This window comes from Aquisalimonas asiatica, assembly GCF_900110585.1.
Classification (GTDB): domain Bacteria; phylum Pseudomonadota; class Gammaproteobacteria; order Nitrococcales; family Aquisalimonadaceae; genus Aquisalimonas; species Aquisalimonas asiatica.
Genome location: NZ_FOEG01000007.1, coordinates 114666 through 136763, shown reverse-complemented (window position 1 = coordinate 136763; position 22098 = coordinate 114666). Strand labels below are relative to the sequence as shown.

Below are 22098 nucleotides of genomic sequence, written 5' to 3'. Positions count from 1 at the left end.
CGCTGTCATCGCGTGATATGGCCGACTTCATTGCCGAGCACCTTGAGCGCGTCGTAGGCCGGCTTGGGCTCGCGGTCACGATCGAACAGCAGCGGATAGTTGGTGCGCCCTTCCACCGGGAAGTCGTTCTTCCAGGACTCGCCGTCGTAGGTGCCCCAAGTGGTCACCCGGTCGATCGTGTCGCGATGCCGGAGGAGGAGTTCGAAGAGTTCCACGTAGCGCGCGGTGAGCTGCTCCTGGACGTCCTGCGGCAGGCCGTCGACGTAGGGGTCGTATTCATCGGCGTAGTCGAAATCGGTGTCGATATCGGCGCCGGTGTGGTCCCAGGCAACCGGGAGCACGTCGACGTCCACCTCGGTGATGTGGATCCGCATGCCCTCCGCGGCATACGCCTCGATGCTGCGCTCGAACTCCGCCAGGTCGGGGAAATCCAGGCCCACGTGGCCCTGGAGGCCGACACCGTGAATGGGCACGTTGCGGCGCCGGTAGTCCTGCAGCACATCGACCAGGAAGCGGCGCTTGCCGGGGTCGTGCATGTTGTAGTCGTTGTAGAGCAGCTGCGCCGAGGGGTCGATTTCGTGCGCCAGGTGGAAGGCGCGCTCCATGTAGCTCGCGTCGCCGAAAATCTCGTACCACGGGCTGCGGCGCCAGCCGCGGTCCTCGTCGATGGCCTCGTTGACCACGTCCCAGATGTCCACGGCACCGCGGTAGCGCTCCATCAGGGTGGTGATGTGGGTGTCCATGCGCTCCTTGAGCGTGTCGCGGGACACGGTGCTGCCGTCCCCGGTGACAAACAGGTCGTCCGGCGTCTGGGAGTGCCACACCAGGGCATGCCCCACCACGGTCATGTCATGCTCGCGGCCGAAGTCGATAAACCGGTCCGCCAGCGACCACTCCCACTGGCCCTGAGCGGGCTGGATCTGGCCGGACTTCATGCAGTTCTCGGCGGTGATGGCATTGAACTCCCCGCCAATGAGATCGAGCAGCTCCCGATCCCCGGTCTCCAGCGTGCGGTTGCTGATGGCGGTCCCGATCAGGAAATCACCGCGGAAGGCGTCTTTCAGGCCGGTTCGCTCGAGCGCGTGCACGATGGCCACGTTCTTGAGCTGAGCCAGCCCCGCCAGGGCGGCGCCGGCCTGCAGGAAACGGCGACGTGTCAGTGGCATGGTTCAATCCCCTCTCGTTGACGGCGGCGTAGCGGCACCGTGTGGAGCCGCTCGCCGCTCTGTGGTCAGGCCACCGGTGCATTCCTTGCTCCCGAATCTCCACCGGCCACCCATGAAAAGCAGTAGCGACTCGCATAGCGCTCGCCGGTATGGAGCTCCACCAGCCCGTGTTCGGGCGCGCCCAGGTGGTGGGCATTCACCACATGGCTGACGGGCTCGAAACAGAAGACGTCGGCGTCCTGGCCGGGCGAGAAGACCAGGTAGTGCGAGACATCGGCCGTGACCTCCAGCGCGACCCCGCGTGCCGGCCAGTGCAGCCGCGCACGCCCGTCCCAGCCGGTGAAGAGGTTGTCGATCCTGTCCCGCGGCAGCGGCGCCGGTCGCCGGAAGTCCCAGGGGTCGTCAGCGCCCAGGGCGCGCCAGCCGCTGGGCAGCTGGTCAGCGTCCACGTCCCAGACCCCGTCTGCAGGCGCTTCCAGGCGCACATCGGCGCTGCGCGGAAACCAGGGATGCAGCCCCAGCCCGTAGGGCGCGCTCCCGGCACCCTTGTGGGTCACCGCCAGATCCACCACCAGGCTCGTGCCGGCGAGGCGGTAGATCAGCTCCGCCTGGTAATCGAAGGGTGGCTGTTCCCGGGAGCGCAGGGTGAGGCGCAGCCAGTCCGCCTCCTGGCCACTGACCCACCAGGGCTGCTGCCAGCCGTCGCCGTGGATTGGCAGGGGCTCGCCGGGGCGGTTGGCGGCCAGACCATAGCGCCGGCCGCGCCACGGCACCTCGCCCCCGGCGATCCGGTTGGACCACGGGACAAGGGGAAACAGGGCGAGGCGCATCGGGTCCCGCTCGCCCGGGGAGGACGGTCGCATCAACGGCACCGGTCCGCTGCGGGTCAAGGCGTCAAACCGCGAGACGCTGCCGCCGGCGGAGGGGTCCACCGTAAGGCGCAGTTGACCGTTGTCGAGAATGATCGCCATGGCGTATACCCGCTACGCGATGGTCACGCGGACCCGGCGCTCGCCACGTCCGGCCGCCAGGTGTCCTCGGGGAGCCGCCGTCCCTCCCGGTCGAAGGCGTGCAGCGCCTCGTGCCGCGGCGTCAGGTAGAGCGTCTCGCCGCTGCGCGCGGTGGAATCGCCTTCCAGGCGCACCGTCAGCGACCCCAGCTGCTCGCTTTCGACATAGGCGAAGGTATCGGCGCCCAGGTTCTCCACCACCCGGACCCGCCCTTCCCACTCGCCGCGCTCACGGTCCACGTCGAGGTGCTCCGGGCGGATGCCGATGGTGGTGGCCCCGTAAGCCTCGGCCACCGGCCCGTCGAGCAGGTTCATGCGCGGCGAGCCGATGAAGCTGGCAACGAACCGCGTCTCGGGGCGCTTGTAGAGCGTCATGGGCGAGCCGACCTGCTCGATACGCCCGGCATTCATCACGACGATGCAGTCGGCCAGGGTCATCGCCTCGATCTGGTCGTGGGTGACGTAGATCATGGTGGCGTCGAGCCGGTGGTGGAGCTCCGCCAGCTCCACCCGTGTCTTGGTCCGCAGGGCCGCGTCGAGGTTGGACAACGGCTCATCGAACAGGAACACCCCGGGGTTGTGCACGATCGCCCGCCCGATCGCCACCCGTTGGCGCTGACCGCCGGAGAGCTCGGCGGGCTTGCGGTCAAGCAGGTCCTCCAGGTTCAGCAGCCGGGCCGCCTCCATCAGCTTCGCCTCACGCTCCGCCGCGGGCGTCTTCGCCAGGCGCAGCCCGAAGTCGATGTTGCGCGCCACGGTCATGTGCGGAAACAGCGCGTAGGACTGGAACACCATGGCGATATCGCGGTTGCTGGGCTCCACGTCGGTGACGTCGCGGCCCCCGATCTCGATGGAGCCCTGGGTGACCGGCTCGAGCCCCGCGATCATCCGCAGCAAGGTGGACTTGCCGCAGCCGGACGGCCCGACCAGGACAGTGAATGACCCCTCCCGCACTCGCAGGTTGAGATCCGGGATCACGGTGAGGTTGTCGCGGAATGTCTTCTCGATGTCGCGCAGATTGACTTCAGCCATACTATGCTCTCACTGGTCAGGCCACTGAATGGTGGTGGTGCGGATCCCTTGAACCCTGCTCGTCATGGCGTGCGGCGGTAGCGGAACCAGGCGAAATCCGCCGGCGTTCCGCGGCCACTGATGTCGTGGGCGGCCATGCCGAGGAAGTTGCCGGTGAAATAGCCGTGCGCACGGCCATTGCCTTCATCCGACAGCAGGCTGACGTCCAGCGTCGGCCCGATCGGGATCCACGCCCCGTCGCTCCCCTGGTAGCGGAACCGCAGCGCCTGCTCGTGAATATCCACACCGAGGCGTACCGGACTGTCCGGCTCCAGTACCACCCCGTCCGCATCGGTAATGTCCAGGTAGCCGTTCGGCCAGTCGTCGTTGCAGCTGATGACCACCAGCACCTTGTCGCCGCTGTCGCCCCGGGTCACCGCCAGGTAGTGGAACTTGAACCGGTTGTAGTAGGCGATCAGCCCGGCGAACTGCTGCAGGTCGTCCGGCTCGAAGGTGATTTCGGTCTCGGCGCTGCAGGCGGTGCTGTCCTGCCGGCGCGCCACCAGCCCCTGCTCGAACCAGGAGCCCGGCGACTCGCGCCCGAACACGCGCAGGTACCCGGGGCGCTCGGTCAGGGAGAAGATCCGCTCCCGCTCCGGCGTGCGCAGCCACTGGAAGGCCGCCGGCAGCAGCTCTTCTTCGAATCGGAAGACCTCCTCCTCGGGCAGTGCCTGCGGGGTCACGTCCGGCATGGGCACGTCCAGGGCGGGGGTATTGCCGCCGTGGGCCAGGCGCAGCCAGCCGTCGTCGCACCACTCCACCGGCTGCAGGGCCGTCTCCCGCCCCAGGGGCGAGCGCCAGGTCCCCGGCAACGGCCGGCCGCAGAGGTGCACCATCCACGTCTGCCCCGACGGCGTTTCCACCAGATCAGCGTGGCCGGCGCGCTGCAGCGGGTTGTCCGGAGCGTACCGGGATGTCAGCACCGGGTTGTCCGGGTGCACTTCGTAGGGGCCGGTGATCGACCGCGAGCGGGCCATGGTGACGGCGTGGTCGTAGCTGGTACCCCCTTCCGCCACCAGCAGGTGGTACCAGCCGTCGCGCCGGTACAGGTGCGGCCCCTCGGTCAGCTTCATCGCCGTGCCGGTGAAGATGATGCGGTCCGGCCCGATCAGGCGCTTCTCCGCCGGGTCGTACTCCTGCAGGAGAATGCCGCCGAAACGATCCTGGCCGGCGCGCGGCCGGTAGTCCCAGCGCAGGTTGACCAGCCACTTGCGGCCGTCGGTATCGTGGAACAGCGACGGGTCGAAGCCGCTGGAGTTCAGGTAGACCGGGTCACTCCAGGGGCCCTCGATGGCCGGTGCCGTCACCAGGTAGTTGTGGCCGTCCTTGAAGTTGCCCTCGTAGCGTTTCATGTCGGTGTAGATCAGCCAGAACACCCCGTCGGCATGGGACAGGCAGGGCGCCCAGATGCCGCAGGAGTCAGGATTGCCCCGCATGTCGAGCTGCGACGCGCGCTCCAGCGGGCGAGCGGCCAGCTGCCAGTTGGCCAGGTCCCGCGAATGGTGAATCTGCACCCCCGGGTACCACTCGAAGGTGGAGGTGGCGATGTAGTAGTCCGACCCGACCCGGCAGATCGATGGGTCCGGGTTGAAACCGGGCAGGATCGGGTTGCGAATGGTCTCCGTCATCAGTCTTTCTCCTCAGCCCTTCACGGATCCGCCGGTCAGGCCGGCCACGATGTATTTCTGCGCCGCCAGGAAGAAGATCACCGCCGGCGTGATGGAGAGCGTTACGAACGCCAGAATCATGTTCCACTCGGTGAGATACTCGCCCTGGAACTGCATCATCCCCAGCGGCCAGGTGTAGAGTGCGCGGTCATTGAGCACCACCAGCGGCAGCAGGAAGTTGTTCCAGCTCTGCACGAAGACGAACACGCCCACCGTGGCCAGAATCGGTGTGGACAGGGGCAACGTGAACGACCAGAAGAAACGGAGGTAGCTGCACCCCTCGATGCACGCGGCCTCGAAGAGTTCGCGCGGCATCTGGTCGAAGAACGCCTTGAACAGCAGGATCGCCAGGGACAGCCCGAAGGCGGTCTGCGGCAGGATCACCGCCCAGTAGGTATCCAGCAGCCCCAGGTCCCGCACCTTGATGAACAGCGGCAGGATCGACGCCGCAAACGGGAACATCAGCCCCAGCAGCAGGTAGGAGAGCATCATCTTCGAGCCGAAGAAGCGCATGTGCGAGAACACATACGCCGCCGCCGCACCCACCACCAGGGTCAGGAACACCGTCATGGAGGCGATGAAAAAGGAGTTGCCCAGGTACCGCCAGAAGGCCCCGTCCATCGCGATCTCGATGTAGTGCTCCGGATTCCAGCTCTCCGGAAACCACAACGGGTTGGTGCGCAGCTCCGCGGTGCTCTTGAAGCCGCCGAAGAACGATGCCAGCAGCGGCCCGATGACCAGGCTCGCCACCAGGGTCAGGGTGACCACGCGCAGGACGTTGCGAGTCATTGCCGTCGTCATGTCCGGCCCTCCTGCGACGTACCGCGTTGGTACAACAGCGCCACCGCCAGCGCGAGGAAGAACAGCACCACGGCGGCAGCGCTGCCGTAGCCCATGTTCAGCCGCGTCAGGCCGAAGGTGTAGAGATAGGTGACCACGGTGTGGGTCGAATGGGACGGTCCGCCGTTGGTCATCGGAATGATGATGTCGAAGATCTGCAGCGAGCCGATGATGGCGAAGAAGCCACTCACCACCAGGGCGTGCTTGATCATGGGGATCTGCACGAACAACGCCACCTGCCGGGGCTTGGCGCCGGCGAGCCGGGCGGCGTCGATCATGTCCTGGGGAACGCTCTGGAGCGCAGCGATGTAGATCATCATGTGGAACCCGAAGAACTTCCACACGATCACCGTCATGATGGCCGGAAAGGCCCAGGTGTGGTCCGCGAGCACGTAGACCGGATCCATGCCCAGGGCATCGAGCAGCGACGCGGTGATCCCGTAGTCACCGTCGAAGACGAAGCTCCAGATCAGGCCGGCAGCCACCTCCGCAAGGATGAACGGGAGAAAGAACACCAGCCGGAAGAAGGTATTGGTCGGCGTCTTGCGGTACACCATCAGCGCCAGCCAGAGCGCCAGTGGCATCTGGATGAACAGCGACACCAGAACCAGCTGCGTGGTGTTCCATAGCGCCGTGTGGAACACCGAGTGGTCCAGCAGGCGCTGGTAGTTCTCGCTGCCCACGAAGTCGGTGGGCCTGCCGTAGCCGTTCCAGGAGAAAAAGCTGTAGTAGCTCGCGTCGATCATCGGCAGAACGACGAACAGCGAGAACAGGATCAGGGCCGGCGGCAACAGGAGCAGGATCGCGCTGAGCCGGCCGTTCATCGCGGTGGCATTGATCCGGGCGACGCCCGGCCGCCGCTGCGCACGGGTTTCAGTCGTGGTGGTCATGGCAGCATCTCATTCCGAATCGAGGCATTGGGGGGCGCGGCCCCACAGCCCGCGCCCCACGACAGCACGCGGCGTTACCGGAACTGCCACGCCTCCTCGATCTGGTCAGCCGCCTCTTCCGGGGTGATGACCCCTTGCGCCAGATCACCACTGATGTCGTTCACCGTGGCGCCCACCGAATCCCCCAGTGCCTGGTCCAGGAACACCTGGTGGTGCTCGGACTCGTCGAGGAGCTGGGCGACACGCCGCGCGTAGGGCGTCTCCAGGTCTTCCTCCGAGCCCTCGGCCACTGGCACGAAGATCCCCGTCCGTGCAGCCTTGCGCTGGTTCTCCTCGTTGAGCATGAAGCGCAGGAAGTCCACGGCCTCGTCGGGGGCATCGCGGGTGACGGCAAAGCCATTGATGCCGCCAAAGGTATGCTCATTCCCCTCGCCGTCGGTCACGGCGGGGAACTGCAGGAACTCCAGGTCCTCGTCCGGCACCCCTTCACCGGTCTCGGAGCGTTCCTGGTGGGGAATGTAGTCCCAGTCCCCCATCAGGTGCAGCGCCGCCTCCTGGTCTCCGAACATGGCGCTGGCGCGCTCGTAACTACTCGACATGAAACCGGACTGGAACGGGTCCAGCTCGACGAACTCCTGGAGCATTTCTGCGGCACGCACGAACGACGGACCGGCGAAACCACCGTCAGCACCCTCCTGGGCCGCCTCGATGCCGTGGCCACCGGCCAGTCGGGTGGCCAGATAGCCCCAGTAGAAGTGCATGGGCCAACCGTCCTGGCCGCCGACCACCGCCGGCGTGATCCCCGCTTCCCGCAGCGCCACGACGGCGTCCTCGAACTCCTCCCAGGTCTCCACCGCTTCAATATCGACCCCCGCCTCCTCGGTGAGGGCCGTGTTGGCCCAGAAGCCGACCACGGTGGCATAGAGCGGCGCCCCGTAGATGCGGTCGTCCAGGGTGAAGGCACGCACCGCGCCCTCGGGATAGAGGTCCTTCCAGCCATCACGCATCTCGTCGGAGATATCCCGGACGAATCCGGCATCCACCTGATCGCGCAGCCCTTCGCCGCCCCAGCTGTAGAAGATGTCGGGACGCTGGCTGGACTGAAGCAGTGTCGGCAGGCGGGTCTTGTAGGCCTCGTTGGCGATGTACTCGATCTCGACGTTGACGTCCGGATTCTCGGCCTCGTAGGCCGCCACGACTTCCTCGTCGTACGCCTCCTCGGCGTCACTCGTCTCGACCCGCACCAACCGCACGGTGGTTTCGGCGTCGTCACTTGCGATCGCCGCGGCGGGAGCCAACGCCACGGCGGTCGCCACTGCCGCGACACAGCCTCGGTAGTTGCGCCAGGTTTCCCTGCGTTCCTCGGATGTCATCATCTCGTTCTCCTCCGTATTATGCGGCGCGGACGTACCGCAACCGTTCTTTATCCGGGCTTGATGCCCGGTTTTTCGACGTCAGCCCCAACCGCCATTCACGGGCAGTTCCTGACCCGAGATGGCAAAGCTCTCCTCGCTCGCGAGAAAGAGCGCAACGGGGGCGATATGCCTTGGTTCCAGCCGCGTCTTCAGGCATTGGTGGGCGCGGATCTCGGCCTCTTCCTCGGGGCCAATCCACTTGTTCAGCTGGCGTTCGGTGAGAATGGCACCGGGGACCAGCGTGTTGACGCGAATGTTGTGAGCCCCGAGATCGCGGGCCAGGCTTCGCGTGAGACCATGGGTGCCGGCCTTGGCGGTCGCGTAAGCGGTGAGGTCACCAATGGCGGTCTGCACACTGATCGAGCCAAAGTTGATGATGGAACCGCCACCCGCATCGATCATCTGGTGGGCGGCGGCCTGGGCAGCGAAGAAACTCGGCCGCAGGTTGCGCGCCATGCGCTCGTCCCAGTAGGCGACGTCCACCTCCTGCCAGGAGTGCCGGTCATCCGAGGCAGCGTTGTTCAGGAGCACCTGAACGGGACCCAGGTTGGTGCCGACCTCGGCAATCACTTCCTGCAGCGCGGCCACATCACGGATGTCGCAGTAGTGGTAGTGCGGCGCGCGGCCGGTCTCCGCCCGCAACTCCTCGACCACTCGCCGACTGGCGGCATCGTCGATGTCGACAAAGGCGACCTGCGCTCCCTGGCGATGAAAGGCGCGCGTCATCTCCGCTCCGATTCCACTACCGCCGCCGGTAATGAACACCACACACTGATCGAGACTGGGATACCGCGCCGCGTTGTCGCTCATTCCTGCTTCCCTTGTTTGTTTAATCTTTTTACTAACCGTAGACCATTCACCGAACCCTTGCCAGCAAACGTAGGCGCCTGCATTGGGCTTCCGTATAATGGCTTTTTCTAGCATTAGCACGGCATATTGCGACAAGGCAACCCGGGTTCGGGCACCGGCCCTGACGCACCGGCAACCGGCAAACGGAACCGGACGCGCCGCGCATTCGTTCAGTGTGATTACCAAGACGGGTTACGGAGACCACCGGCCAACGCGGGCCTCAGACGCCGGTCCAAGCAGCCCGATACGCGCCGCTTGACCGCCGCCCGAGCCGCCGGGAAAGTCGTCCCATCGCAGGCGCTGACCACAAGGACCCTATCCACCTATGTCCACCAACTACCCGCAGCACAGGGCCGGGGACCTTCACTTTCTCAAGCGGCTCAACCGCAGTGCCATCCTCGAGCTCATCCGCCGCTCACCGGGGCTGACCCGCGCGGACATCGCTCACCAGGCCCGGCCGACCAAGCCCACGGTCGGGTCCGGCGTCCAGTCCCTGCTTGATCAGGGCTGGCTGCGGGAAGGCGACCTGCAGAAGAGCAGCGGAGGCCGCCCGGGACGCTCGCTGTATCTGGACGAACAGCACCACGTCCTGGTTGGCGCCGAGGTGGGAGTGCACGGCCTGCGGCTGGTGGCCTGCAGCCTGACCGGACAGATCCTGGCATCTCACGATGCCTACCTGGCCCCAACGACGCCCGAGCAAACGGCCGCGCGACTGGCCGAGCTACTCCGGGAGCTACTGGCGTCGCCGGACATCAGCGCTCGCCATTGCCTCGGCATCGGCGTCGCACTCCCCGGCCCCATCGAGCCGGGGAAATCCATCCTCCGCCTTGCCCCCAACCTGGGCTGGCGCGACATCCGCTTTCTGGATCTCCTGCGCCCGCAGCTACCCGACGTGGACGGGATCTGGCTGATGGACAACGAGGCCAAGTCCGCGGCGTTTGGCGAATTCTACTTCCGCACCGACAAGACCACCGACTCGCTGGTCTACGTGAGCGCCGGCACCGGCATCGGCAGCGGCACGGTCGAGGGCGACTACCTGCCGCTGATCTCGCGGGGCAGTCAGGGGCTGGCGGGGGAGATCGGCCATACCGTCCTGCAGCCCGGGGGGCTCTATTGCCGCTGCGGCAACCGCGGTTGCGCCGAGACGCTGGTCAGCGGCTGGTCCATTCGCGCCGCCCTGGGCGTCACCGAAGACGAGGACCTGGTCGACGCCTTGCGCCCCCGCCTCGGTGACCCGGATGTCCAGGTCACCCTGCAGCGGGCCGGCGAGGCGCTGGGAACGCTGCTGCTCAACCTGCACCACAGCCGGAACCCCTCCGAGATCGTCCTCGGGGGGTCTCTCATCCAGCTTGGCGACCCACTGCTGGCGCCGGCGCTGGAGCACTTCCAGGCCAACCAGAACCGCCTGCTCGGTACCACGCGGCAGGTCCCCATCCGGGTGATCCGCGACTCCACCTTTGTCTCCGCCCGGGGCGCCGCCGCCGAGGTTCTGGCCAGCGCCATCCACGGCCCCGACAGCCTGATGTAGCGCTGCCCGCCCGGGGCCGCATCCTGCTAGGGGGCGAGAGCACAGGCGTTCATGTTGCCGTGCAGTAAGTAAAAAGTTTGAACTAAGGTCCGGAATTTCCCATGATGGGTGATGCTCACCATCAGGAGGAGATCCCATGCAACCGAAAGGCGTTCTCATCATTGGCCAGGAGACCAGGAGCGGTGACCGGGATGAAATCCGCGCGGTCAACCCGTCCACCGGCGAAGCCCTCGAGCCGACATACCACGGCGGCGGGGGCGCCGAGGTCGACCAGGCGTGCCAGCTCGCCCTGGAGGCCTTCGACCACTTCCGCGAAACCGGCCTGGAGAGCCGCGCGTCATTCCTGGAGGCCATCGCCTCCGAGATCGAGGCCATCGGCGATGCGCTGATCGAGCGCGCCATGGCCGAGACGGGCCTGCCCCGTGCACGCCTGGAGGGCGAACGCGGCCGCACCTGCAACCAACTGCGCCTGTTCGCCGCCGTCGTGCGCGCCGGCGAATGGCTGGACCTGCGCCACGACCCTGCACTGCCGGAGCGTGACCCCCTGCCCCGTGCCGATCTGCGCCAGCGGCACATTGCCCTGGGCCCCGTGGCCGTGTTCGGTGCCAGCAACTTCCCGCTGGCGTTCAGCGTGGCCGGTGGCGACACCGCCTCGGCCCTGGCCGCCGGCTGCCCGGTGGTGGTCAAGGGACACTCCGCCCACATCGGCACCTCGGAACTCGTCGGTGCGGCCATCCAGCGTGCCGTCGCCAAGTGCAACCTGCCCCAGGGCGTGTTCTCGCTGCTGTTCGGCACCGGCGCGGAGATCGGCGCCATGCTGGTGGCCGACCCACGCATCAAGGCGGTGGGCTTCACCGGCTCCCGGCGCGGCGGCCAGGCCCTGATGTCCATCGCCCAGCAGCGCCCTGAGCCCATTCCCGTCTACGCCGAGATGAGCAGCATCAATCCCGTGTTCCTGCTGCCCGAGGCCCTGCAAGCCCGTGGCGCAGCGATCGCAGACGGTTTCGTCGGGTCACTGAATCTGGGCGCGGGACAGTTCTGCACCAACCCGGGGCTTCTCTTCGGAGTCAAGGGCGAGTCCCTGGATGCTTTCCTCGCCGCCAGCGGCAACGCCCTGCAGGCCACCGCCGCGCAGACCATGCTCACGCCCGACATTCACGGCGCCTACCAGGCCGGGGTAGCGGCGCTGACCGACCACCCGAAGGTGCGCGAAGTTGCCCGGGGCCCGGCGGGAGAAGGCACCTGCCAGTGCCAGCCGGCGCTGTTCACGGTGGACGCCGCCGACTTCCTCGCCGACGCCTCACTCCAGGCCGAGGTATTCGGCGCCGCCGCCCTGGTGGTCCAATGCCGTGACGTCGACGAGATGACACGGGTCGCCGGGCAGCTGGAAGGCCAGCTGACCGCAACCCTGCAGATGGACGATGGCGATCTGGCCGCGGCACGGACGCTGCTCCCGGTCCTGGAGCGCACCGTCGGGCGGATACTCGCCAACGGCTGGCCCACCGGCGTCGAGGTCTGCCACGCCATGGTCCACGGCGGGCCGTTCCCGGCAACGTCGGACGCCCGCACCACGTCCGTGGGCAGCGCCGCCATCCGGCGGTTCCTGCGCCCGGTGTGCTACCAGAACCTGCCGGCGGAGCTGCTCCCCGAGCCGGTCCGGGACGGCAATCCACTGGGTGTAACCCGCCTGGTGGACGGTCAACGGGAGGGATGAGGCCATGAACGTGCGCACCGACAAACAACTGCTCCCGGAGGACCACGAGCAGGCGCTGCTGGTGGGCCGGGTGTGGCGCCCGGGCCCGAACGAGGGGCCGGCGCTGGTGGTCATCCGCGGTGGCCAGGTCATCGACATCACCGCCCAGTGCGCCAGCATGGCCGACCTGCTGGACCGGGACGACGCCGCGGCGTTCGCCGCGGGGGCCGATGGTGACTCCCTGGGGCCGGTGGACCGGGTTCTGGCCAACTCCCTGGCCGAGCCCCAGACCGTACCCCACCTGCTGGCCCCGTGTGACGTGCAGGCCATCAAGGCGTGCGGGGTGACTTTCGCAGTCAGCCTCATGGAGCGGGTCATCGAGGAGCAGGCGGGCGGCGACGCGGCCCGCGCCGGCACGCTGCGCGAGGAGCTGCAGACATTAATCGGGAGTGATCTCGCGCAGATCTCCCCGGGCTCCGAACAGGCCATGGCGCTCAAGACAGAGCTGCAGGCGCGTGGCGCATGGTCGCAATACATGGAGGTGGGCCTGGGGCACGATGCCGAGGTCTTCACCAAGGCGCAGCCTCTATCCGCGGTCGGCTTCGGCGCCAGCGTCGGACTGCACCCGGCTTCGGAGTGGAACAACCCCGAGCCGGAGATCGTGCTGGCGGTGGATGCGGCCGGCCGGCCCAGGGGGGCCACCCTGGGCAACGACGTCAACCTGCGCGACGTGGAGGGACGCAGCGCCCTGCTCCTCGGCAAGGCCAAGGACAACAATGCCTCCTGCGCCCTGGGGCCGTTCATCCGCCTGTTCGACGACCGCTTCACCCTGGACACCGTGCGGGCAGCGCGGGTCTCGCTGCGCATCGAGGGCGCGGATGATGGCTTCGTGCTGGACGACAGCAGCGACATGCGCCAGATCAGCCGCGACCCGCTGGACCTGGTCCGCCAGACCATCGGCGCCCACCATCAGTACCCGGACGGCTTCATGCTCTTCCTGGGCACCATGTTCTCGCCGGGTCAGGACCGCGACGGCCAGGGCAAGGGGTTCACCCACCACATCGGGGACACGGTGACCATCAGCACCCCGGCGCTGGGCGGTCTGGTCAACCGGGTTGACCGCAGCGACCGGCTGCCGCCATGGACCTTCGGCATTCGGCAGTGGCGGAATGCCCTGGCCGGAAAACGGGCCGCAACGGGCTGATCGGTACCGAGCGGCACGATTCAGTCGAGCAGGTCGTCTGCCCGGCTGAACCGGTCTTCCAGAAAACGGCCATGGGCGGAGAGCTCCCGCACCTTGCCGGCGTGCATGTCGGCAAGAATGGCTTCCATCTCACCGGCCAGCACGTCCAGCTGCTCCACGACCATGTCGTGGGGCGTCTGGCCGCCCTGGTCGACGGGTGAAACGGCGACGTCTTCCGGGAGTTGCAGGTAGCGATCCAGGGTGTCGGGGAGATACTGATTGACTGTTGCGGCGACGGTGAACTGCGCCTGCCGACCGGCCATGCTGGCCAGATCGCTGTCGAGGACCGACTGAATAGCCTGATCGATACGGTCCAGCAGCATCTGCATTGGCTCACTGACCCGCCCGTGCGCCGTGTCGACGGTGTGCCGGAGCGCGGCCTGCAGGTCTGCCGGGTCGTCGCTGCGCCCCGGCAACCGCAGCCCCACGTCAACGCCGAGCATGCGCTCCAGCCACCCGGGGCGGGTACTCCAGGCGAGCCGGACGCCCACATACAGCGCGACGCCGGCCCCACCGGCCAGAGCCAGATCCACGCCGGCAATGCCCCAGTGCGGCAAGGTCAGGCCGAAGTGAGCGATCAGCACGGCAGCCGCGCCGACCAGGCCGGCGACCAGTTCACGCGCGGTTTCGAAAGGCTGCATCACCGGGCCCACCCACCAGTTGCCGGCCGTATCACCATGTGGTCGGCGGCGTGAACGCGTCACTCTCCGCCTCGATCTCCACCACCCGGAACACGACCCGCCGATTCTCCGCCTGCTCGTCGCCCGCCACCGGGCAAGGCACGTCATCGCACAGTCCGGTCGCGGGATCGCTGATGCCCAGCCCCTCGGTGATCAACTGGCTGGAGTCCAGGCGAACCGAGTGCTCGCTGGCAAATGCGAGCACCGACTGACGAACCGATTCGGCGCGCGCCTCGCTGAGTTCGGCAAGATTGTCCCGCTGCTGTGCCAGCAGGTCCTCGGATGCCCCCCAGGAGCGGCGCTGCACGTACAGGGACGGATCGGCGTGCCCCTCGACGGTCAGCAGCGCGCCCCGGTAACGCTGGGCTGCATCCAGGACGTCCGCGAAGTCATCGGCGTACTCGCTCGCCGGGAACTGGTCCTGATTGGGCTGAAACCGGATCTCGAACCGCAGGATGGTCCGGCCATCGATATCGCCCCCGTCACGCTGCTCGGAGAGCAGCGTCCGCGCCGCATCCGGATCGAACGAGGAAAGCTCGGCGCGACGCTGGTCGAAGACGCCGTCGGCCAGATTACTGTAGGACATGTCCGCCAGGGCCAGTGTCGGCGTGGCGCTGAGCACGCCCATGGCCCGCAGGGCGCCGGCGATCTCGCCGTTGAGACGGTGAAAGGACCGCAGCCCGGTATCCCCTGACCAGTCCACGTTGCCCTGGACGCCCACCGTCTCCACGTCGCTCCACATGCGACGGGCCTGCTCATGGGCGTCAGAATCGCCCAGCAGGTGCCCGGCCACGGCGTTCCAGTCAACGATCTGGGTGGTGACGTCTTCGCGCACCTGCTCTTCCGCGTTGAACAGGGCGGTGACCAGCCCTTCCACCTGCTCCCGATGCGCATCGAGAAAGTCCCGGCGAACGACGTAGACACTGGACACGGCCCGGCTGGCGGACTGACTCGACAGCAGGACGGCATGCTCTCCCGGGGCATCCGTGGCCACCAGCGCCGCGGTCAGCCGGTCATCCTCTGCCAGCCGCTGCTCCGGCGTATCGCCGCCGGTGCCGGAGGCATCGTCGGTCAGCACCACACTGGGTGACTGCGCCCAGTCACTGCCGGCACGCTCCCGGGCCACTCGTGTCGCTTCAGCCAGGAGGTCCAGCCCGCCCCCGTTCGGCCCGACGGCGACAGTGCCCTGATTGAGCCCGGTCAATTCCTCCACGCCGCTCGCCGCCCGCAGCTCGTGGGCACCAACAGACCACCCGTGCTGATAGAAGGCCGTCATGGCGCTGCCCGCGTTTGCCTCGGTGGCTTTCGCGACCAGAAGTGCCTGGGCCTGGGTCAGCCGCATGATGGGTGTCTCACAGGCCAGATACGCTTCCAGTTGCGACTGCAGCCCTGCCGGCTCGCGCAGCAGCACATCCAGATCCTGTTCGGCAAACGGGCTGCCGTCCGCGGTCTCAAGCTGATAGCCGTTGGCATACAGCGGCACCAGGTCGAGCCCGGAGCGCGCCAATGGCAGCACCAGCGCTGCGGTATCACCACACGGCTGGTACTGCTCCGCGACGGCTGCGGCCAGTCGTCGGTCTTCCGCTCCATGGACCAGACCGACACCCCCGAGCATCAGCCCGGTGAACACCAAGAGATGGCGCATGACAATCCCCCCGAATCGTTCCGCATCCCGCGCAGCGCGCCTGCGGCTTACTCCGTTGTGACGCTGGCGTCCGCGCGGGCCTCGTCCGTACGCTGAAGACGCGCCCGCGCCTTGCCGATCTGGCCGTCCAGCGAGTCGACGGTCTCCTTCATGTTGTCCAGCGCGCGGCTCTTGAAGTCGGCCATGTCGTCCATGGTGGCGTAGATGTTGTTGAAGGCATTGGTGAGCTGCTCCATGTCGATGGTGCTACCCGCCGCCTGCTCGTGGATCTGCGCCGACTGTCTCTGCATGATCTCGCTGGTGCCCTCGATCACGCTGCCGGTGGTCTCGTTCAGGGCCTGGATCTGCTCGAGCACCAGACGCTGGTTGGTCAGCGCCTGTGCCACCACGGTGGCCGTACGCAGGGCCGAGATGGTGACGCTGGTCGCCCGGTCCACCCCCTTGATGAGCTCCAGGTTGTTCTTGCGGATCATGTCCAGCGCCAGGTAGCCCTGCACGGCCACCGCCAGCTGCTGCTGCAGGTCCTGGACCTTCTGGCGCACGTAGAAGAGCATCTCTTCGCGCACGGCCCGCGCCTTGTGTTCGTTCTGCTGCGCAATCTCCTCGATGCGCTGCTCCAGCCGCTCGTCGATGGATCTTGCCAGGTAGACATACTCCTCGATGCGCTGCATCACGTCCCAGAGAAAGCGCTTCTCTTCGTCGATGGCGGCGTTGTCGCGGCGCAGCTCATCCTGCCCCTCGTAGAGACTCTTGATGATGGCGTCGATGTGCGACTGTGCGGACTGGTACTCCCGGAAATAATCGTGCAGCCGATTCCCCCAGGGGATGAAACCGAGCAGTTTGCGCGGCTGGAACAGGTCGCCCCGACGGGACGGATCCAGCTCCTCCACCGTGCGGCGCAGGTCCAGCAGAGACCGGGAGACGTCGCTGTCGCCGGATAACGCGCCCTGGTCCATGGCTTTCACCGGCTTCTCCAGCAGGCGGTTGGACACCTGCGCCGCCTCCTGCATCTGCTGGTTACCCAGCTGGTGCGCCTGCTGGACGTGCTCCCGGAACGGTTCGCTCTCCGGCTCCGCCTCGATCACCCCCTGCACGAAGGCGTCGGCCTGGGCGGCCAGTTCGGTCTGCCGCTCGGCCGGAAGGGGAACCTTGCTCTCCGCTTCCTCGGGCTGCACTTCCGGTGCCGGTGGCGGCGGTGTCAGCGCCGTGTTCATGTCGTCGTCTGCGGTGTTCGTCTCGTTCGTGTTCATGAGTCCCGTCCCTGCCACGCGTTCTTGATTGGTCGTCTGTTTCGCCGGCACTACTGCCCGGCCTCCTCGAACCAGCCGTGGACCCGCTCCTGATTCGCGTTGAGCCAGTCACGAATGGCGTTGCGGTGGCCCTGCTCTTCGGCATCGGCCATCAGCGCCTCCAGCTCGTCCAGTTCGAACGCCATCTGTTCGATGAACGCCGCCACCCGGGGTTGCTCCTCGCGCAGTCCGGCACGCGCCATTGCGTGTACCGCCTCGCTGTCCGCAAACACACCGTCAGGGTCGTCCAGGTAGCGGAGGTCATACGCCGCCCACTTGCTGTGGGGGCGCCAGGCCGTCACCACGACGGGCTGCTCCGCGTCGAACGCGCGCTCGAGGGCCAGGACCATGGCCGGGCCCGTTGATTCGGAGAGTTCGAAGCCGTCCAGGCCGTAATGACGCATCGCCTCCCGCGCATCCGCCATGACGCCCGCCTCCGGATCGATACCGGTGATCACGCCATCGAACAGCTCCGGATGGTCGGCAAGGTCGGCGATGGTCTGAATGGAGCTGTCCACGTAGTCGGGCACTGCCAGCCCCATCGTGGTGCCGTCGTACAGCACACCAAGGTCTTCAAGCCTGTCGCCGTAGTGATCGAGATACGCGGCATGGGTGTGGGGTTGCCAGGACATGAGCATGAGATCCAGATTCTGCTCGGCCAGCCCGCGGTACTGGGCCTGAATGTTCGCCAGGGTCAGTTCCACATCCATCCCGACGCTGCTCAATGTCAGTGCCGTGAGCTTGGAGACCGCTTCAGCGTCGCTCCAGGCTGTCCAGCCGATGCGGACATCCGGCCGGCCCAGGTCCGAGTTGGCAGCCGACGACAACAGCCCCAGTGAGAGGACAAGCGCCAGCACGATGCCATGGCGAACGGGAATGCGGTGTCTGCTGGTCATGGTGTGTTCCTCTGCTCTTCCATGCGTCACGTTGGCCTATCGGGCGTTACCACTCATCCGGCGGGCTGAAGGCGCTGCTCTCCGCTTCCATGCGCACGGCACGAACCACCACGCGCATGTTCGAGCGCCACTCCGCCTCGGTCTGCGGGGCACATGGCTGATCACCGCACACCCCCGTGGCCGGTTCTTCCAGCCCCCGCCCCTCGGTCACGAACTGGCTCTCGTCCAGGTCAACGCCCTCGTCGCCCGCATAGGCCACCAGGCTCTCGCGCACTTCCCGTGCCCGCGCCAGGCTGAGATTGTCCGCCGATTGCCGGATGGAGCGCAGCTCCTCGGAGCCGGCGCCATCGTGTCGGCGCTGAAGATACTTGAGCGGGTCGGCATGCCCTTCCACGGTAAACACGGCGCCGCCGTATCGGGTCGCGGCAGCAATGACCTCGTCGAAATCGTCGGCGTACTGCTCGGCCGGGAAACCGGTCTGGTTCGGGTCGAAGGTAATGGCAAACCGGGTCACCGTGCGCTCATCGAGGTCGCCGTCGGCCCGGCTCTGGTCAATCGCGCGCGCCGCCTCGTCCGTGTCGAAGTCGGGAAGGCTGACGCGCCGCTGGTCAAAGATGCCGTCGGCAATGGTGCGGTAGTCCAGCGACGCCACCTCGAGCGCGTGGGGCTGGCTGATCAGCCCGAGCATCTGCAGCCCCCGCCCGATCTCATTGTTGATGCGGGCGAAACTGCGTGGATGCTCCGGGTTGGCCCAGTTCACGTTGCCCTGCAGCCCCACCGTCTCGACCCGGGACCAGAGCGATTCGGCAACATCCGCATCACCGGCATCATCCAGCAGATGCTCTGCCACCGCCTCCCAGTCAAGAACGCCCGTGGCCACGCTCTCCCGGACCTGTTCTTCGGCGTTGAACAGCGCTGCGATGAAGCGCTCGACCTGATCCTGGTTGGCCTCCAGGTAATCCTTGCGAACCACGTAGACATGCGAGACCACGCGGCTGGCGGACCGCGTGGACAGCGGAATGTGCGCACCGGCCACCGACCCCTCGGCGCCGGTGCCACGTTCACCGCCACTGGTCAGTATTGCCGCGTCGCTCCACTCCATCACCGCGGCATCGACGCTGGTATCGTCGAAGAACCGACCGGCCGGCGAGTCATCGTACAGGCCATGTGTCATGGCCGCGTGCACCAGCTCCGGAGGCGTCCAGTCGTCGATGCCGTCACGCCGGCTCTGGCTGTCCCCGGTCTCCGCCAGGTGCGCAAGCAGGTCGAGACGGGGGCTGAAACGCCCCACGGCGATACGGCTGCCGCCGAAGTCCACTGGCGTTCGCAACGCCTCCCTGGCCACCAGGTGGTCCGCACCGGAGGACCAGCCGTGGTGATAGATCCCGATGAGATCGACATCGCTGTTGTCAGCCAGCAGCTCGGCCACGAGCTGCAGCTGCCCCTGGGTGACGCGCAGCACCGGCGCCTCGCAGCGGAGGAACGCGTTGACACGGGCGGGGAGCGCCTGACCTGCAACCAGCTCCACATCCACGCCTTCCCGGTCAAAGTGGCTGTTGGCGGGTGTCTCGAGGGCATAGTCGTTGGCGAACAGCGGCACCACATCAACGCCCGACCGGCCAAGGGCGACCTGCAGCGTATCGCCACCACGGCAGGCACGGGTGGGTGCATCCACCGCGTCATTCAATGCGGGCGCGTCGGCCGATACGGACGTGGCCGACAGTGTGGCCGTCAGCCACAACACCGGTGCGATAGCGCGCGGTCTCATAAGCCCTCTCATCGGTAGTTCAGTTCGACTTCGACCCGGGCGAGGCGCTGCTGGTAACGGCGCTCCCCCTCGTCATCGCCCCTGGGCAACGGGTCATCGCCACCCAGCCCATGAACGTCGATGCGGTCTTCGTCGATGCCATCGTCGATCAACTGACGGCTGACGACTGCCGCGCGCTCGCGACTGAGCTCGAGGTTGGCACTGTCGTCGCCGCGCGTTCCGGAATGGCCGACCACCACCGCCTGGTAACGTGGCTGGCGGCTCATGAGGGTGGCGATCCGGGCGATGGCCACGTCGCTGTCGTCCGAGAGCGTGTGGCCCTGCCGAAAATCGACAGTGAAGACACGCGTCTGGTGATCACGCCCAAGGAAGGTGAGCCCTGCCACAAGCGCAAGCGTGACCACGACCAGGGCAAGACCGAAATAGCGTTTGGCGTCCATTCGCTGAAGACAATCCGTTCTGTTTATTGTTCTGACATCGTTACTGGAGTCTATCCGACCCTCGCCCCCATCGCCACCCTGTCACCATGTAACACCGATCCCGTTCACAGCCACGGCCGGAGGCGTATAGTGCGGATTACGCACAAGAGGAGCGCTTGACCTCAAGCATACTTGAGCCTTTAGGCTCCCCTCCGTTTCAACGCGACACAGGACAGGCAACCCCATGGACCGCGACCATCTCGCCACTTTCCACGCCGGGTCGTCCCGAGCCGGAGAGGCACCGGCCGCCCATGCGCGGACACCGGCCGCCGCCGCAGAGCCGGCGGTCGCCATTCAGGGCGTCTCGAAAACCTATGACAGCGGCTTCCAGGCGCTGCGCAATGTCGACCTGACCATCCACCGCGGTGAAATCTTCGCCCTGCTCGGACCCAACGGCGCCGGCAAGACGACCCTCATCAGCATCGTCTGTGGCATTGCCATGCTGGGCGAAGGCCGGGTTCTGGTGAACGGTCATGACATACAGAGTGACTGGCGCAAGACCCGGTCACTGATCGGGCTCGTGCCCCAGGAGCTCTCCACGGACTCGTTCGAAACGGTCTGGCGGACGGTGAGCTTCAGCCGCGGCCTGTTCGGCAAACCGGCGAATCCGGCGCACATCGAGAAGGTGCTGCGGGACCTGAGTCTCTGGGACAAACGCAACAATCAGATCCAGACGCTCTCCGGCGGCATGAAACGACGTGTCCTGATCGCCAAGGCACTGGCCCACGAACCGGAGGTGCTGTTCCTGGACGAGCCCACCGCCGGCGTTGACGTGGAGCTGCGCCGTGACATGTGGGCCCTGGTGCGCTCGCTGCGGGAAAAGGGTGTGACGGTGATTCTCACCACGCACTACATCGAGGAGGCCGAGGAGATGGCAGACCGGATCGGCGTCATCAACGGCGGCGAAATCGTGCTGGTGGAAGGCAAGGAGGCGCTGATGCGCAAGCTCGGCCGCAAGCAGCTCACCCTGCACCTGCACACGCCCATGGACCGTATTCCGGAGGCGCTCGCGCGGCACGCCCTGGAGTTGTCGGAGGACGGCGAGGCGCTCACCTACACGCTGGCACAGGACGGCGAGACCGCCGACGTCACAGCGCTGCTGCAGGACCTGGCCGACGCCGGTATCCGCTTCCGCGACCTGCACACGCAGCAGAGCACACTCGAGGACATCTTCGTCGACCTGGTGAGGGAGCACACATGAACATCCACGCCGTCCGCGCCATCTACACCTTCGAAATGGCCCGCACCTGGCGCACCCTGTTCCAGAGCATCGTCTCGCCGGTGGTGACCACATCGCTCTACTTCATCGTCTTCGGCGGCGCCATCGGCTCGCAGATCAACGAGATCGACGGCATCAGCTACGGCGCTTACATCGTGCCGGGGCTGATCATGCTCATGGTGCTCACCCAGAGCACCTCCAACGCCTCGTTCGGCATCTACTTCCCGAAGTTCTCCGGCACCATCTACGAGGTCCTGTCGGCACCGGTGTCCCACTATGAGGTGGTCATGGGCTACGTGGGGGCAGCCGCCACCAAGTCCGTGATGCTCGGCCTGATCATTCTTGCCACCGCCGGGTTCTTCGTGCCGCTGGAGATCGCCCACCCGGTGTGGATGCTGCTGTTCCTGGTGATCACCGCGTTCACGTTCAGCCTGATCGGCTTCATCATCGGGCTGTGGGCGGACACGTTCGAGAAGCTGCAGTTCGTGCCGCTGCTGATCATCACCCCGCTGGTCTTCCTGGGCGGCACGTTCTACTCCATCGACATGCTGCCCTCCACCTGGCAGACCCTGAGCCTGCTGAACCCGGTGCTCTATCTGGTCAGCGGCTTCCGCTGGAGCTTCTACGGCGCCGGTGATGTCAGTGTCGTGGTCAGCCTGCTGATGATCCTGGTCTTCCTGACCGTCGCCATGGCCACCGTGGCCTGGATCTTCCGCACCGGTTACCGCCTGCGCGCCTGAGCCGCCCGCCA

The 22098-nt window shown here is 66.7% G+C and carries 19 protein-coding genes; 5 read left to right on the top strand and 14 right to left on the bottom strand.

The genetic code is table 11. The features are described from left to right. Positions 1-5: 5 nt before the first annotated feature. The 8 genes from BMZ02_RS14440 to BMZ02_RS14405 form a co-directional block, all read right to left on the bottom strand. Complete coding sequence (locus BMZ02_RS14440; protein ID WP_091645174.1) at positions 6-1166, bottom strand: endo-1,4-beta-xylanase; 1161 nt, start codon at positions 1164-1166, stop codon at positions 6-8. 65 nt (positions 1167-1231) lie between these two features. Continuing rightward, on the bottom strand, positions 1232-2137 hold the full coding sequence (locus tag BMZ02_RS14435) for an aldose 1-epimerase (protein WP_091645172.1): 906 nt from the start codon (positions 2135-2137) through the stop codon (positions 1232-1234). A 23-nt stretch (positions 2138-2160) separates the two neighbouring features. After that, positions 2161-3207, bottom strand: a complete 1047-nt coding sequence (locus BMZ02_RS14430; protein WP_091645171.1) for an ABC transporter ATP-binding protein — start codon at positions 3205-3207, stop codon at positions 2161-2163. A 62-nt stretch (positions 3208-3269) separates the two neighbouring features. Beyond that, positions 3270-4874, bottom strand: coding sequence for a glycoside hydrolase family 43 protein (locus BMZ02_RS14425; protein ID WP_091645169.1), 1605 nt, complete (start codon positions 4872-4874; stop codon positions 3270-3272). A gap of 12 nt (positions 4875-4886) precedes the next feature. Continuing rightward, positions 4887-5714 (bottom strand): carbohydrate ABC transporter permease, encoded by an 828-nt coding sequence (locus BMZ02_RS14420; RefSeq protein ID WP_091645168.1) that lies wholly within the window; start codon positions 5712-5714, stop codon positions 4887-4889. Beyond that, on the bottom strand, positions 5711-6643 hold the full coding sequence (locus tag BMZ02_RS14415; protein ID WP_091645166.1) for a carbohydrate ABC transporter permease: 933 nt from the start codon (positions 6641-6643) through the stop codon (positions 5711-5713). The genes BMZ02_RS14420 and BMZ02_RS14415 overlap by 4 nt, the downstream gene beginning before the upstream one ends. Before the next feature lie 74 nt (positions 6644-6717). Next, positions 6718-8019, bottom strand: a complete 1302-nt coding sequence (locus BMZ02_RS14410) for an ABC transporter substrate-binding protein (protein ID WP_216110848.1) — start codon at positions 8017-8019, stop codon at positions 6718-6720. Between the two features lie 78 nt (positions 8020-8097). Next, the gene (locus BMZ02_RS14405; protein WP_091645164.1) at positions 8098-8868 is read right to left on the bottom strand and encodes an SDR family NAD(P)-dependent oxidoreductase; all 771 of its coding nucleotides are present in this window, start codon (positions 8866-8868) and stop codon (positions 8098-8100) included. A gap of 364 nt (positions 8869-9232) precedes the next feature. Between BMZ02_RS14405 and BMZ02_RS14400 the strand changes: the two genes are divergently transcribed. The 3 genes from BMZ02_RS14400 (at position 9233) to BMZ02_RS14390 (ending at position 13332) form a co-directional block, all read left to right on the top strand. Further along, entirely contained in the window at positions 9233-10435 is a 1203-nt protein-coding gene (locus tag BMZ02_RS14400) for an ROK family protein (RefSeq protein ID WP_091645163.1), read from the top strand. A gap of 136 nt (positions 10436-10571) precedes the next feature. Beyond that, positions 10572-12149 carry an aldehyde dehydrogenase (NADP(+)) gene (locus tag BMZ02_RS14395; protein ID WP_091645161.1) on the top strand — a complete coding sequence of 526 codons (1578 nt, stop codon included), beginning with the start codon at positions 10572-10574 and terminating at the stop codon, positions 12147-12149. Between the two features lie 4 nt (positions 12150-12153). Beyond that, the gene (locus tag BMZ02_RS14390) at positions 12154-13332 is read left to right on the top strand and encodes a fumarylacetoacetate hydrolase family protein (protein ID WP_091645159.1); all 1179 of its coding nucleotides are present in this window, start codon (positions 12154-12156) and stop codon (positions 13330-13332) included. Between the two features lie 20 nt (positions 13333-13352). Here the strand turns inward: BMZ02_RS14390 and BMZ02_RS14385 are convergent, their stop codons facing one another. Genes BMZ02_RS14385 through BMZ02_RS14360 form a run of 6 tightly spaced genes read right to left on the bottom strand, consistent with a single transcriptional unit; the run spans position 13353 to position 20089 of the window. Continuing rightward, on the bottom strand, positions 13353-14012 hold the full coding sequence (locus BMZ02_RS14385; RefSeq protein WP_091645158.1) for a hypothetical protein: 660 nt from the start codon (positions 14010-14012) through the stop codon (positions 13353-13355). A 31-nt stretch (positions 14013-14043) separates the two neighbouring features. Continuing rightward, the gene (locus BMZ02_RS14380; protein ID WP_091645156.1) at positions 14044-15696 is read right to left on the bottom strand and encodes an OmpA family protein; all 1653 of its coding nucleotides are present in this window, start codon (positions 15694-15696) and stop codon (positions 14044-14046) included. Positions 15697-15743: 47 nt separating this feature from the next. After that, complete coding sequence (locus BMZ02_RS14375) at positions 15744-16946, bottom strand: toxic anion resistance protein (RefSeq protein ID WP_091645154.1); 1203 nt, start codon at positions 16944-16946, stop codon at positions 15744-15746. Between the two features lie 50 nt (positions 16947-16996). Continuing rightward, positions 16997-17881, bottom strand: coding sequence for a glycine betaine ABC transporter substrate-binding protein (locus tag BMZ02_RS14370; protein WP_091645152.1), 885 nt, complete (start codon positions 17879-17881; stop codon positions 16997-16999). A 46-nt stretch (positions 17882-17927) separates the two neighbouring features. After that, a complete protein-coding gene (locus BMZ02_RS14365; RefSeq protein WP_171909940.1) occupies positions 17928-19649 on the bottom strand; it encodes a hypothetical protein in 1722 nt (573 codons plus the stop codon). A gap of 8 nt (positions 19650-19657) precedes the next feature. Beyond that, positions 19658-20089: an OmpA family protein gene (locus BMZ02_RS14360; RefSeq protein ID WP_091645149.1), complete on the bottom strand. Its 432-nt coding sequence runs from the start codon at positions 20087-20089 to the stop codon at positions 19658-19660. Positions 20090-20312: 223 nt separating this feature from the next. Between BMZ02_RS14360 and BMZ02_RS14355 the strand changes: the two genes are divergently transcribed. After that, positions 20313-21329 (top strand): ABC transporter ATP-binding protein, encoded by a 1017-nt coding sequence (locus BMZ02_RS14355; protein WP_091645147.1) that lies wholly within the window; start codon positions 20313-20315, stop codon positions 21327-21329. Next, a complete protein-coding gene (locus BMZ02_RS14350) occupies positions 21326-22087 on the top strand; it encodes an ABC transporter permease (protein ID WP_091645145.1) in 762 nt (253 codons plus the stop codon). Before BMZ02_RS14355 ends, BMZ02_RS14350 begins: the two co-directional genes overlap by 4 nt. The last annotated feature ends 11 nt before the right edge of the window (positions 22088-22098 follow it).